Source organism: Calothrix sp. PCC 6303, assembly GCF_000317435.1.
Lineage (GTDB): Bacteria > Cyanobacteriota > Cyanobacteriia > Cyanobacteriales > Nostocaceae > PCC-6303.
Map to the genome: position 1 here is coordinate 358,984 of NC_019751.1, position 14,971 is coordinate 373,954.

Annotated in this window: 10 protein-coding genes; 5 read left to right on the top strand and 5 right to left on the bottom strand. The window is 39.3% G+C overall.

Features of this window, described 5'->3' with window-relative positions:
- Positions 1 to 3: 3 nt before the first annotated feature.
- Positions 4 to 1,241, bottom strand: a protein-coding gene (locus CAL6303_RS28915; RefSeq protein ID WP_085953333.1) for an ISAzo13 family transposase whose coding sequence is annotated in 2 segments (ribosomal slippage) — positions 4 to 761 and positions 761 to 1,241 — 1,239 coding nt in all. Because the reading frame shifts where the segments join, the coding sequence is not laid out codon by codon here.
- A gap of 406 nt (positions 1,242 to 1,647) precedes the next feature.
- Positions 1,648 to 1,905 carry a hypothetical protein gene (locus CAL6303_RS01485; RefSeq protein WP_015196052.1) on the bottom strand — a complete coding sequence of 86 codons (258 nt, stop codon included), beginning with the start codon at positions 1,903 to 1,905 and terminating at the stop codon, positions 1,648 to 1,650.
- Positions 1,906 to 2,103: 198 nt separating this feature from the next.
- Here CAL6303_RS01485 and CAL6303_RS01490 point away from each other — a divergent pair, with 198 nt between their 5' ends.
- The 5 genes from CAL6303_RS01490 to CAL6303_RS01510 all read left to right on the top strand — a co-directional run bounded on the left by CAL6303_RS01490 (position 2,104) and on the right by CAL6303_RS01510 (position 6,171).
- A complete protein-coding gene (locus tag CAL6303_RS01490) occupies positions 2,104 to 2,802 on the top strand; it encodes a hypothetical protein (RefSeq protein WP_015196053.1) in 699 nt (232 codons plus the stop codon).
- Between the two features lie 71 nt (positions 2,803 to 2,873).
- Positions 2,874 to 3,143 carry a hypothetical protein gene (locus CAL6303_RS01495; protein ID WP_015196054.1) on the top strand — a complete coding sequence of 90 codons (270 nt, stop codon included), beginning with the start codon at positions 2,874 to 2,876 and terminating at the stop codon, positions 3,141 to 3,143.
- On the top strand, positions 3,143 to 3,994 hold the full coding sequence (locus tag CAL6303_RS01500; protein WP_015196055.1) for a hypothetical protein: 852 nt from the start codon (positions 3,143 to 3,145) through the stop codon (positions 3,992 to 3,994). Before CAL6303_RS01495 ends, CAL6303_RS01500 begins: the two co-directional genes overlap by 1 nt.
- A 610-nt stretch (positions 3,995 to 4,604) precedes the next feature.
- On the top strand, positions 4,605 to 4,904 hold the full coding sequence (locus CAL6303_RS01505; protein ID WP_041738938.1) for a hypothetical protein: 300 nt from the start codon (positions 4,605 to 4,607) through the stop codon (positions 4,902 to 4,904).
- Between the two features lie 454 nt (positions 4,905 to 5,358).
- Positions 5,359 to 6,171, top strand: coding sequence for a DUF928 domain-containing protein (locus tag CAL6303_RS01510; protein WP_015196056.1), 813 nt, complete (start codon positions 5,359 to 5,361; stop codon positions 6,169 to 6,171).
- Positions 6,172 to 6,225: 54 nt separating this feature from the next.
- Here CAL6303_RS01510 and CAL6303_RS01515 read toward each other — a convergent pair whose 3' ends face one another.
- From CAL6303_RS01515 to CAL6303_RS01525, 3 genes are all read right to left on the bottom strand, one after another.
- Positions 6,226 to 8,946: a CHAT domain-containing protein gene (locus CAL6303_RS01515; RefSeq protein ID WP_144050988.1), complete on the bottom strand. Its 2,721-nt coding sequence runs from the start codon at positions 8,944 to 8,946 to the stop codon at positions 6,226 to 6,228.
- A gap of 350 nt (positions 8,947 to 9,296) precedes the next feature.
- Complete coding sequence (locus CAL6303_RS01520) at positions 9,297 to 12,419, bottom strand: filamentous hemagglutinin N-terminal domain-containing protein (RefSeq protein WP_158333121.1); 3,123 nt, start codon at positions 12,417 to 12,419, stop codon at positions 9,297 to 9,299.
- 116 nt (positions 12,420 to 12,535) lie between these two features.
- Complete coding sequence (locus CAL6303_RS01525) at positions 12,536 to 14,854, bottom strand: CHASE2 domain-containing protein (RefSeq protein WP_015196059.1); 2,319 nt, start codon at positions 14,852 to 14,854, stop codon at positions 12,536 to 12,538.
- Positions 14,855 to 14,971: the final 117 nt, after the last annotated feature.

Sequence of the window (14,971 nt, forward strand, 5' to 3'; positions counted from 1 at the left end):
CTATTAAAATGAAATCACGTTTGTTTTACTACAACAAATATCAATAAACCAATTACCTAAATTTGGGAAAACTTCATGATTAGAATCGGTTAGCCGCTCAATCTGTTTTTCGATTTGAGCCATAGCTTTTTTTGTAAGCTTTACCCCATTCTCATAAGTTTCGTGTACTAGCTTAACGACTGGATGTTTCCCGTTCCATTTCATAGTGCTAGCAAAATTTAAAGCCGTTTCTAGTTCATCTAAAATACTCCCATTCCAATGATTTTCTAGTACTGCCCATGTCCTTTCTATTGGATTGTATTTACTATGATAGGGAGGATAATAAGCTAAACGTATATTTACTTGATGTTTGTGAGCAAACTCTACTATACGTTTCATAAATTGGGTACGCCGCGAACTATTCTGCGGACCATTATCTTGATTCAGAAGTAGTGTTTTAACTTCAGAAAAACGATGCTTTTCACAAGACCAAAAATCTTCTAGAATATCAACGATAAAATCACTTGTAACTTTCGATTCTGTAAAGTACAAAAATAACTCGTCAAGCTCTGGAAGAAATATTCCATAAGGAGTTACAGTTGTTTTCGGATTATAATCATGGTCTGATGCTTTCACCCCATCCCGGCTTTTACCCCCTCGGTCAAATGAGCCGATCTTAACACAGGCTTTTCCGTCCATGCTTAGACGTAAAACACTCTTATCTTCATCTGCATCTTTATTTACTACATCTAATTGCTCAAAGATTGCATCAGTTTGTGGGATTTTTTTTGAGGCTGAACTTTCTTTACCCTTCTGAGCTTATAACCTAAATTATTTAATTTGACTCGAATTGTTTCTGATGTATGTAACTTTTCATCACTATAACCAGACTTTTCGATTAATTGCTTTCTAACTTCGGCTGCACTGAGTCTAGTATATAGTCTTTGACTTTTAAAACTCGGATCGGTTTGACTATAGAAGTCAACTATTTTTTTGATATCTTCTAAAAGATTTGGCAGATGTTCTTCTGCTTTGTAACGTCCTTTGCCACTCATGTTATCAACACAAGTAATACCGCTTTTTAATTCTCTTGTTCCTTTGCGAATTGTGTCTCGATTCCATCCTAATTCTGATTGTGCAAGTCTTTGCCCTCCTAAACCTAAGCTTTGAACTGTCGAAGCCATAAATCTACGCTTTTCTGCACCTTTTAATTGAGATGCAGTTTCAATGAACAACTTTTTCAGAGAATCAGTTAATACTATAGTCACCAGTTGCTACACTCAAAAACTCAGTCATTATTCAAATTACTACAAAAGGGGGATGAAGGGGCTGCCGTCGGCAGCCCCTTCATCCCCCTTTAAAATGATTATCATTATTTCCAATGGAATAGTTTATTTTCTGGAAGTCCCTTACTGATTGCATTATTTGGCAGTAATCAAAACTGCCTTAACTGCTATGGATATGAATTGGAATTGAGAACTGACTGTCCTGGTTCTTCTCCCTTACTTTTAGTATTTTGTTGTAAAATCATTGTAACGCGATGAAATGCATTGCGTTACTAAAACAGTAATAAAATTTAACCCGCCTTGTCAGTTGACGGAGGCGGGTTTTCTTTCATGATTTGTAAGATGCGATCGCGTTGCAGCCTGAGAGATTGATTTTCCTCTCTCAGGCTACTGATTTTTTTGCCATTTCTTGTTGCTGCTTCTCTAATAACTCTAGTCTCTGTCCTTGAAGCGAAAGCATTTCATACACTTTCTCAAGATTTGGTTTTTCTGATTTCTGGTTTCCTTGTCGCTTCACAAAATCCGCAACTATTTCGTTAAGCAACTGAGATGGTCTTACCCCTCTATTGTTGGCTATCTTTTCTATTTCTTCTTTTATTTCGCTGCTAGTACGAAAGTTTATTTGTGTTTCAAGCTTCATATTCCTCGATGTTTTGCGTTGCAATGGTTCTACTGAATTATAATTCCTCATCCTATAAAAAGAAAAACTGTGCGTTGCAAATCTTGCTTTTGCGACGCAAATGAATTACACTGTATTTATGAAAACCAACCAAAAAGCGATCGCACTTGTTTGGTAGACGGAGCGATCGCCCTTTGAACCTTTGCAGGAGTCTATATTATGACGCATCTAATCAATACACAGCAAGCACAAACTGAAACAGAAAGCCAAATTCTACAACAGACGCAAATTCTAGGCAAAAAAGAAATCAGGGCTGTAGAAATATCATTTTACGACCATGAAATATATGCTGGAAACGAGCTAATAGCCACCATCACTCACGATACCGATGATTTTGTAACCCAGCGTTGGGTGGTCATGGTAAACGGCATAGAAATTCATCGCTCGAATACCTGGGCAAAGTGCGACAGCTATATTACATGGCACTACACCCAAGGAACATTGCCCACACAGCAACAACAGATAGAAGCAACTACTGGTAATGAAATAATGGCGCAAATCGCCACAGAATGCGAAAAGTTTGAGTTTGATATCTTTGATGATGGTATTTACTACAACGATACGAAGCTTGGGGAAGTTAGTTGCACAGATGGGAATTGGTGGGTAACAAGAGCATCATCTCAGCAACACCATAAAATACCATGTGATTCTGCATTTAGTGCTGTTTGGTTTTTACAGATACTGTTAGCCTCACCAGATATAGATGCTAAACGTACTTCTTTTATAGGTGCACAAAGCGAAATTTCCCATAGAGAAGGCTTACTCGATAAGCCGTGTGATGAATTGACGGCTATTCAATGGGAGCAACTTAAAAAGTATAAGCCACTCCCAGAAAATATGGCGTTGTTGACAGCATAAGACGAAAAAAGGTGGGTCTTACCGCCCACTATCTCAACTAAAACCAAGAAGTCTTACTTCAAGGATGAAGCATGAAAATTACTACCGTATCAATATCCTACAGTCGGAAATTTAATCTTGGGTCGTATGAATCCCTTGATTTAGGCTGTTCTCTTTGGGCGCAATTGGAAGAGGAAGAAGATGCTGATGGAGTAGTTCAATATCTTTACCATCAAGCAAAAGCATCTGTAAAAAATGCGGCAATCCCTGTACTAAAAGCTTCGGGATATCAGATAAATAAAGTCAACTCTCAAAAACAATCTGTAGACACATCTATTGAAGAGAATTCGGAGGAATTATAATGATTACTGAAATCAAATTAAGGCTTTGCAATCCTCCAGAACCGATTTATTTATATGTCAAAAATGGAGAATTGAGCGGCGAATCATACTTGTGGTATAACTACGACATCAACAACGAGAAAACAATTCCAGTGCAGCAAAGAGGGTTAACTGGATATTTACAGAATCTCCGGTTAACGAGTAAAGAATTTAGAGGAAAGGACAATTTAAAGCTGGATATTGTGATTGCAGCAGACGAAATATATATCGTCAGAACTGGCATTGAAACAAATTTTGCCAAAACCTTTTTATTAGCAGTATCGCAGGTTAAAGACTTCTCCAAACCTCTAATTATTGCTGCTACACCTGGAGAAGAAAATGTTGTGTTTTGTCGGCTCTATGATGCTGCAACTAAAATTCGGATTCGTAGTGAATGGAATAGGGATGCTGATTGGGCTGGAATAATTAGTAACGTTCAATCTAAATTAGTTGCGACATCAGAAGAGCTTTCTTTTCCAGAACACCAAACTAAACCACATCAATCTGTAGTTTTTCCAGTATTAGAAACAAATCAAGATGTGCGTGTTAAGCAAATTCGTACATTGCTGAATTATCCAGTTGAATTAGTTGTGGAGTGGCTGAAATTTCAGGAAGTAGAACGACCAAACCAGTTGAAGCCAAATCAAATTGACGAATTGGTGAAAACCATGTGTTTATATTGGGGACAAGATAAATTTGAGAATTCCAATTTTGCTACCAATTCCTATCAGAAATCTGTTGTTGAAGCTATAACTAATGGAATTTCCGAAATTGAAGCAATTACAACTTGGATGGAGAATATCTCGGAAAGAGAAATAGTAGAAACCGTATAGTTTTAGTATCAGGGGAGATTTTTTATAGATTTCCCCTTTGTCCGCTCTTTTGCCCTTACAGATTAAAAAGCTGTATGAGTGCAGATTAACTGTTGAGGATTACAATTGCAGGCAAAGAAAATTATCGATTTTGGGATTTATGTGGCGTTTTATCATTTTTTAGTCGATCGAAACAGAGGAATGTGAGATGAATGCTTGATAATACACACATTTAGAACTAAGATTCTAGTAAAATTTCAAACAAATTAATCACTATCAAATTTTACACGTTTGAAATACTCGTTGGAACTAGTACAAACCGTAGCTTGTACTGTTTCTTAAGATGCCCAAAAGGCTTTTGTCAGTTCGCCAAAGTTATCGAAGGCAATTTTTAGAGAAATCAGAGAAGAAAATACCTAGAGTGCCAGTCCAGTAGAAGTGCTTGACCTAAAACGCAAGATATGCGTGTTGTTAAAATTGGGAATTTTAGTGTTCTGTTTTATGCGAACCCTAAAAATCAGACCCAATAATTTTACCCAAAATATACGTTTTATCCTAACCCACATACCTTCTTTTTTGTCAACATATATTAGTGGACTGGCTCTCTAGCATTACCAAGGCAACAATCGATATGACGAAACTCGAACAACTGGCAAAAGGGACGCAGGTACAAGGTATTTTGCCCAATAGTATTGTTACTGTTGTTGATTTACAGTGGTACGGTTCCCGTGTTGTCGAGTTAACCTACAAAGAAGCCAGTGGAACCCTGGGTAATGAATTACTATTTCGAGACAGAGAAAATACCCTAGAACTTGTGACGGAAGGTGGTGCTTGGAGTTTTAATGCGGATGGTGCTAATTTTCGTCTAGCTTCGGAAGTACTGCGGATTCGACTGGTGATACAGAAAATCTCCCATCGGCAAGGATTTTAGAGAAAATTGGTTTAGTGCGTGAGGGGATTTTACGTTCTCATACAATTCGTCCTAATATCTCACCAATTCCAAGGGATGTGTTTATTTATGCAAAGGTACGTGAAACCATCGTCGTTTAGAGATGTAATATTCATCCAGGATGGGGCAAATGAATACAAAAGGAACTTTAGCCCTGGAGCGATCGCGGCAATCAAATCTCGGGGATTACTGCCCTCGTAGGTGTAGCAGTATCCAGATTGAGGTTGAGAATGTAACGATAATTGATGGGTGCTGTATCATGCTGAGTTCAATTTTCGAGCGTTTTATTGAAGTATCTCCGGTAACGATAATCCTGAGAGCAACATTAGCAAGGGTTTTCCGATTCCTTGCTGTTCCTTTCAGAAATAATCTAATTAGGAGTTGTAGTTAGACTGGTGTGAAAAAAATCAGAATTTAGCCAGTGTGCTTTAATCCAATGAAAGGTCTATTTTTTCTAGCATGGATATTAATGGGTTGGGCTAGTTATGCTGTTTTACTAGCATCGGCACAAACTAACACGATAAATGACTCTGTATCTTTATCACCTGTTAGTTTGCTAACTAAATTACCAGCCAATTTGCCAGCTAGTTTAATGATAGCGGAAAAAGCCCCTCCCAGTAGGGGGACACCACCGGGAAAAGAAGGGACCGGAAGCAGGGGAGATTGTCTTGAGAAAGCCAATACACCACCAATCACGCGAATTATTGGTGCTCATCAATCTCGCTTTACAGTAAGCGATCGCCCAACAATTTGGATTTATCTACCCTATACAACGAAAGATGCATCGAGTGGGGAATTTTCGTTACAGGATGGAGATACGGAAATATTTCGCGATCGCATTCAGTTACCTAGTCAACCGGGAATTGTCGGGATTCGTTTACCAAATAAGATTGCGGCTTTAAAGGTCGATCGGGAATATCGGTGGTATGTGGATATCAATTGTTCTGGTTCTGGTGCGGAAAGTGATTCACAAACACCTGCTTCCCTAACTGGAATTGTTGAGAAAAAGTTAGTTTCAGGGGAATTACAGCAAGATTTACAAATTGCTAAATCTTCCTTGGATCGGGTTTTGGTCTATGGAAAATATCAAATTTGGTACGACGCGATAACTGAATTAGCCCAATTACGTTTACAGGAGCCAAATAATTCCCTATATCGCAAAGTTTGGGTGGAATTATTAAATAATCAAGATATCAATTTAGGGTATATTTCACAACAACCAATTGTGATGAATATGGTTTTTGAATAATTATTTTTGAATAATTAGCTAAATAATCAATCCAAAATTCAAAATCTAAAATTCCTACAGCCAATTCCCAACTAAAATAAATGCTGCCCAGTGGTAGGGACGATTGTAATCTTGATTGTTTGTTTCTTTTAAAAATGCGAGTTGAGTGTTTCTTAAGGCTTCGGATTTGGTATTGTGATGACGATTTAGTTCTTGATAAAATCTAATCATAAATTCTGCGGTTGATGCGTCGTTAATTTGCCATAAGCTTGCGAGGGTGGTGCGAGCACCAGCTCGAATTGCAATACCAGCTAGTCCCAAGCCTGCGCGTTTGTCTCCGGTGGCGGTTTCGCAGGCACTTAATATCAGTAATTCAATTGGGTTTGCTGTTCTTTGAAAGTCTAAACGCAAGATTTTATCTAAATCTTTGACTTTAATACGTTCATTCCAATCCAAAATATAGGTTTGTTCGGGGTTGGAACTAAATTTACCGTGGGTTGCGAAATGGACAATATTAAAAGCGGTTTGATTGATTTGTTTTTGAATATTTTGTCGAACGAAATTCTGATTTTCTAAAACTTGATGATGTTGAATCTTTTGTTGGATTCCGTCTAATTCTACAGCGACATTATCAATTGAACCTAAGCCTTCTTTTTTAAAACTGGGAGCGTCAGTTGCTCCAGCAATTAAAACGTTAATTTTTCCCCTTTGTAGGGGCTTTGATTCGAGTAGTTGTAAAGTGGGGGTGACACTGATGGCATATCTTTCGATTAAATATTTTTGTCCGTCGTGTAAAAATGCCATCGGTAAATTGCGTAAGGAACTGTCTAAAACAAACACTAAATTTTTGATTTGGCTTTGTTCTCGGGTTTTTGTTGTTTCTAGTGCATCTGTGAAGGGTTGAATTAACCAATTATATAACTGTTGAGATTGGGTTTTGAGTTCTTTTAAACTGGTGCTGCGTCGTTTTAAGGATTTTTGTAATTGGCTAATTATTGCGTCTATTTGGGTTTCGGAAATGTTGGGATGGGCATAATGGATTAAATCATCCACACCAGGTAATTTGACGATTACTTCTAAGCGATTGGGTAAAATAATTGGATAAATAACAGCTGCATTTGGGTCTAATTGGTCGATATTTATCTGTTTGGGTTGGGTACAAGCATCACCAAAATAATTATCTAATTCGGCTAATTGTAGTGCTTCGATGACTTGACGAGCTTGGATGAGATTATTCCGTTGGGGTTGGGGAGATTGCAAAAGTAAATCGACTAGTTGGCGATAAACTGGTTCTACGCTTTCTCGGAAGGAAAACTGTATCTCTGGATTTAAAGCAACTAAATCACTGCGTAAATTACTGATATTTTTGAATGCTTCGGTGTAATATTCAACTGCTTGTTGGGTTGCTTTTTCGGCTTGCAATAATCGCCCCATTTGCCATTGCCACTGGTAACTCATATCTAAAGCGTTGAGTGCTTGGGCAATCACTAAAGCTGAGATGGTATTTTTTTTCGCTTTTGTTCTATCTCCAATTTGTTCGTATACATTCCCCAGTGTTCCCAGAGCATAGGATTCTGCTCTTTGGTCGGCTAAATTTCTGGCTTGGGCGATCGCAGTTTCTAATAGTTTTACTTGTAATTGAATATTATCTTGAGTCTTATCTTGAGTCTCATCAAGTCCTTTGGCGATTTTTAACAGGCTTTTCACCAAGTTGACACGGGCATAAATCGATACTCTACTAGGTGATAACTGACTAATTGCTGTGTTGATTTGTTCAATTAAAGGACTAGTAGAGGCAATTTGATTAGTATCAATCAGCACCGATAAATAATTGAGTTGGGCTTGAACTTTGGTAGTGGTGACATCAGCCGAATTGATGGCTTGTTGATAGCTAGTTAAAGCCTGCTGACGGTATTGTTGAGAAATTTTAATATCTTTGAGGTCTTCAGCATGTTGAGCGATCGCAACTTCGGTATTGCCTCGATTCAGCCAGGTTTTCGCTTTTAATTGAGGTAAATTTAATTGTTGTGCGATCGCCAAGCTTTGGTTTAATATTTCCCTGGACTTTTGCAAATCCCCATTCAAGCGACGAATATTTCCTAGATTTAGCAAGCCTGTAGCCTTGAGCACCGAGTCGGGTTGTTGGTACAGTTGTGTTTCTATTTGGCTCAATAGGTTGTCAGCACGACGATACAGTCCTAATGCTTGTAATACTCCAGCCTGGTTAATTTGACTACCAATAATACTTACCCGATCTTCTGCTTGCCGATATAGTTTTTCTGATTGTTTCCAGATCGTCAAAGTCGCTTCCGTTTGTCCCTGGGCTAATTGCCAATGTCCCAGGCTGTTTAAAATTTGAGCATGAATACGGTGTAATTGTTGGTGAGATGAAAATTGATTGGATGGAGATTGGGCTAATAAAGTTAAGCCTGTATCAAGGGCTATTTTCGCTTGTTCCCAGTTGCCAAGTTTTTGTTGCGTTAAGGAAAGTAAACTTAATACTTGAATTTGCTGGGGAATATCACCCGATTTTTGAAAAATTTGTAGCGCTTTTTGCAGTTGTTGAGCCGCTACGGCAAATTGACCCGCATCATAATATTTTTTGCCTGTTTCTACTAATTCTAAAGCTGAGTTAGGTTGGGTTTGTTGGAGTGAATTTTGTTGGAGTAAATTTTTTAGAATTAAATTGGCTTCAATTAAATTGATTTGGCTTGAGCTATCTGGGATTAACTGAGAAGAATTTTGAGCAATTACAGAGGGAAATATTGGCAAAATAAGACTAAAATATAATCCCATAATTACCAATATCAAAGTACGAAATATACAACCAAGAGAAAAACCTGGGATTGCTCCTATTCTTAATCTTATTATCAATTTATTTTCCCATAATCTATTTGATAATATATTTTGCTGGGTCTTTCTAAATCGATTCAGATAACGATAGTATCTTTTATGCTTGTAATCAGGTATACCCTTTTCTCCGCTCCTATCAAAATGCTTCATCGCTAATTTATTTAGTTAATATTATTATTAATTTACCAATCATTCCTTTTAGTCTCGCTCCCCACTACTTCTCGTAGAGATGGTACAAACCCCTAAATTTATCCTTGTAATAAATATAAAATCCAAAATCTAAAATCCAAAATCTAAAATCCAAGATTCAAAATTAATTGGCAATCTTGGGGATGTAGCCAAGTCCCTTTCGGTGTAGTTTTAACTGGATTGGCGATTAAGAAAACCTTCCCACTTGCATCTTTTATCCAACCTTGAGCTTCGATAATATTCCTCGTTTCACTAGCTACTTTGCTTGTGGAATTATGGGGAGTATTTCCATTAGTGATTTTCCGATTAGGCTGATTATTAATGACTGTTGATTGTCTTGCTGATGGTCTTGGGGACGGTGCAATCCACCAATCTTCCCAACCCGTATCCGCGCTGAAAACTTCATAGGGAGAAGCCGGTAAACCCCCCCTTCCAGTGACAATAAATTCACTACCTTGGGATACCGCACAGAGATTTTGATTAATTAACCCCGACACATCAACAATATCCGTTGGTAGTTCCTGCAATCCTTGCGATGGGTCTGAATCGAGAATGTTCAAATTCACATCACCATTTAAAGACGCGTTGGTTTGGGAAATTGCCGTAATATCGCTAGTTTGTAACTGACTGGGACTAAGTTGGGTCGGGTCGCTGGTTTGCAATAACTGCTCCAATTGCGAACGACTTAAGGGTTTAATCCCAAATACACCTGTCGCGTTAATATTCACTTTGCCACCACTACCCTGAAACGCGTTTGCAGTAATATCGCTATTTTCCTGGGGAAAGGCAACGATAAAACCATCGGGTATATTAATCGTAATATTGCCCCCATTCCCTTCGGCTTGGTCTGTACCTGCGGTCGCAGATATTTGACTATGACGACGCAACAGCAATAAATCTTGTATTTGCATTACCATATTGCCACCATTCCCACTTCTGGCTGTGGAGGTGATACTGGCTTGATTATCCAACTTAACCGAATCAGCAGAGATTTGCATATTACCAGCTGCCCCCTGTGCAAAAGTCCCAGAGCGAATTGTTGCTCCATCCTGGACAATTAAACGTCCTGTTTGCAAATCTAAATCCCCACCGTCTCCTGTGGCACCTTGGTTAACAGAAGTAAATAAACCACTTTTAAATTTACCATCTGAAGTTGTGCCAATCACTTCAACCGATTCACGAGCCACAATTAATAATTTCCCCGCATCCCCATTGCCAAAGGTATTTGCTAAAACCTGTCCGCCATCTATAACGGTTAAGCGTCCTGTCTTAATAGTTAAATCACCTCCATCCCCTGTTGCTCCCGTATTCACAGAAGAGGATACTGCACCACCGATTACTTCCACAAAATCATGAGCCATAATCGTCAAATCTCCCGCATTCCCCTTCCCAACTGTCGCTGATGCTATTTGGGAGCCATTAATAATTAACTTTCCGGTTTCGATCCTTAAATCTCCCCCATCTCCAATCGCATTTTCTTCAACTGAAGTTCCCAACGCGCTGGGAAGTTGACCATCAAAAGAACTTCCCAGAATTTCCACCGACTCACGGGCAATAATATTCAAGTTACCTGCTTTACCTTGACCAAATATGGCAGTTTGTATTTGTCCACCATCTCGAACAGTTAAGCGTCCTGTTTCCAGCTTCAAATCACTGCCATCTCCGGTTGCACCTGAAAAGACGGAAGTTGCCAGTACACTAGAAACTAGACCATCACGGGTTGTTCCAATTACTTCGATTGACTCGTGAGCTAAAATATTTAATCGACCCGCATTTCCATCACCAAATGTTCCACTTACTATCCCTGCACCATCCCCAACAATCAACTTTCCTGTTTCAATAGTTAAATCACCTCCATTCCCTGTTGCACCCGGTTCGGAGGAGGTAATTAACAAACTCACTAATTGATTATCTGTGCTCGTTCCCACCACTTCAAGCCAATCGCGAGCCGATATTTGCAAATTACCCGCATTCCCCTGACTAAAAGTATTCGCTAGTATCTGGGAGCCACCTTGGACGCTTAATTGTCTGGCTTGCAGTATTATATTTCCCCCCTTCCCTTCACCGAAAGTACCAGTTGTGATTTCTGCTGCATCCTGGAGTATTAATCGCTCAGTTTGCACATTGATGTTACTTCCTACACCTGTTGCCTCTGGATATACCAAAGCCCTGAATCCACTAAACCAATCACGCTCCGGTGTGGCACCAATTAGTTCTATCGATTCTGTTGCTGTCACATTTAACACTCCGGCAGCATCCAAACCGAGGGTACTAGAATCCAACTGGGAACCTTCTTGCAGGGTAATTCGCCGACCTTGAACTTGAATGCCACCACCACCAATTCCACTGACATCGACAACCGAACCCCCTACTAATTGGATATCTCCAAAGGTTGATATACCTGTATATCCCAACGCAAAACCTGTATCTATCGGGGTCAAATTCACTAAACCAGAACTAGTCACACTACCTAATTCGATCCTTCCCCCTGCGGTTTTGAGGGTTCCCCCAACAAGGGATAGATTCCCTCCCACTAGGGCTAAAGTTTGGTTGGGTGCGACCTGTAGAGCAGCATCGGTATCGATCAAATCGGCATTTGACCTGTGACCTTGCCCATTTCCGTCTACGCGAATAGTGCCAGGATTAGCACCAAATTGTAAACCAATGGGAGCAGTGATTGTTAAGATCGGGTCTGTTGGGGATGAGTTTCCGCCTGCAATAAATTGGGTTCCATCGACAAATTGAATTGCATTGGCTGTACTGGTTACGAAAGAACCAGCCAAATCTAAACGGGCATTTTGTCCAAAAATTATCCCATTCGGATTAATCAAAAATAAATTAGCGTTACCATTTACACCCAGTGTTCCGAGAATATTCGAGGGGTTATTGCCTGTAACTCGACTCAGGATATTATTTATTCCTGAAGGGTTTGCAAAATATACTCGCTGCCCATCTCCGACATTAAATTCTCGAAAACTGTGAAAAAGATTACTATCCCTAATCGCACCACCATTTATCTGGTCAGCATTAGTACCGTTAATATTGACATTGGGAATAATCACTGAATTTTCATTACTCAAAGTTGCATCAGGGATAATTTGGGCTAGGGTTGTAACCGGTAAATTGGCGATCGCACATGATGATTTTCCCAAAAATATCACCAATCCGGCTATAAGCATCGATGATTTAGCCATAATTGCCAAATAAATGTCACGATTTGCACCCACTCTCAATTTGTTGTTGTTAATTTTATTTTTTTTTATTTCATTTTTGTTAAATATATTGTTATTAAATCGCTGGGTGTGATATGTCATGTTTTGACTGATGATTTTTTTATGATTGATTATTCAAGAATTTTACGCTGATATAATAATAAGCAAAATGTCACCGTTACTAAAGTTAAAGCAGGAGAAAATAAAGGTATCCAAGCCCCCCACATCACTAAAAAGCCCCAACAACATATATATAAAATACCGACAAGTGCTCCAACTCCAAGGAAAATGAGATAGGGCGATCGCACAGACCAAATCAGTAATCCAGCGACGATAGACCAACCCCAAATCCAGATAGTTTCCATTTGTTTTGACCAAGACCAAATTAATGGTTTTTTATCCAAGACGGTGCTGAGAATATTACTAACCATGTGGGCTTGAATTTCTACACCCGTCATTGTTTTCATTCTCAAACAACTATTACTATAGGGTGTACGCCAATTGTGGTCATTAAAGCTGGGGTCGGTAGTTCCCACTAACACAATCCGGTTTTTGACGAGATTGGGATTAAACTTGTCGCTGATAATTTCTTGCAAAGTGACGGTTTCGGCAATTTTTCTTGTAGCACGGTAATTAAGTAGGATTTGATGACCCCGATTATCCAGATTGTGATAGCTACCTGTATTATTTTCTAGGGTTTTAAAGACGGTTTGATCTAGTTGTAAATAATTATCATTGGTGAATTCTGGTTGAATCCCTTTAACACTCAAGTAATTAACAGCTAATTTCCAAGCCAAAGCATATTGACTTTTACAAGGTTCAGCTGCATCCACTGCTAAAATTTGCCGACGCAAAATTCCATCTAAATCCAAATCGACATTATTAAAACCCTGTCCATCCGGTGATATTTCTGGAGCCGCTTTTATCCCAGGATTTCCATATCGACAAATCAGAAATAAATTCTGACTATTTTGGATTTGCTTGGCAATACTTTTATACTGATCATTTAAGGGAATTTCCCGATGAATATCAAACCCAATCGCTTGCGGTTGTAATTGCTGTAATTTTTGTAGTAATTTAACGAAAGATTGTTCCGATAAAGAAGCGGCTTTGCGTTCGGCTATGGGTTGGGATTGGACATCTTTGTCGGTGATGGTGACTAATAGCAATCGTTTGTCCATACCTTCATCAGGACGCGATCGCATGATTTGGTCGTAAGCTTGCAGTTCCCATGTTTGCAGAAAACCTACGGTTCGCATCCCCCCAATTATACTGGCAACGGCACAACTAACGGCAACAGCTTGCCAAAATCGCAGGGTAGTTTGGGGTTGTTGGTCTTGGTTTAACTGCTGTTTGAGCCAATTGAGATCGAAAATCCCTTGATAAATCGGATTTTTAATCACTAATTTGCCACGATGCAAATTTACCAAACCAGAAAGACGCAATTGCAAATGGGGATCGGAATTCTGAGCCGAGATTTTCCCTTGCTGTAAAATCTTTTTATACAATCGCAACAACGACTGACTCGAACGGGAATTTCGGAGAATGCGATCGCGAATTGTCCGCAAATGTTCGGGTTCGTCCTGGGATTCCCAATTTTCAATTACTCGTTTTTTGACTAATTCTGGAATCGATTCGGGTGTGATTAATTCTGGTGCTTGGGAAATCAACCAACAGATTTTTTGGGTTAAAAATGGTTGTCCCCCCGTCCAATATAGAACTTGTTGAAAAACCCGATCTGGGTCATGGGTATTTCTAGCTAAACCGCGAATCAAGCTAGAACATTCATCAAATTGAAACCCTTTTAATTCAATTGCACGACCAATATTAAAAGGAGCAGAATTTTCATCTTGAATTAAATCTGCGGGTGTCGCTACTCCCAACAAGGCAAAAGTTAATCTTTGGTATTCTCGATTACTCGCCCTTTTATCATAGCAATGACGAATCAAGCTAAAAAAATCATCCGTCGGGAAACTTAAACCCAAAACGCTATCAATTTCGTCAATAAAGATAACTATTTCCCCCTGAATTTGCCTCAGCAATATATCCTCAATAAACTCCCCTAAACGCTGCACCGGAGATAAATCTTCCCGTTCCTGCATCCAAACCCGACGGTTGACCTCCAACTCAAACCCACTAATCAATTCCTGAATAATTCCCCCATACCATTGGGATGCGGTGATTTGCTGACTACCAATACCACTAAGTTCGATTTCCACACAATTAATATCATGCGATCGCAACTGACCCATGATTCTAATCCGCAAACTAGATTTACCCATTTGTCGGGAATTGAGAACATAGCAATATTCCCCCGCTAACAATGCTTGATAAAGTTCCCGATCGGCTTCCCTAACAATATAGGTGGATGCATCCGCAGGTAAACTTCCCCCTGCTTGATATTTGGAATGGGAGTATATTTCATAGTGGGATGAGTCTGCATTAGTCATTATTAACTTGAAACTTGAGTTGGGATTTAGTGGTGGGATGGGCTAACCCCTAATTTCTCACCAAATTTATGAAACCTAAGTCCAGGGGCGGTAGGGGCGGGTTCACAAGATATTTGG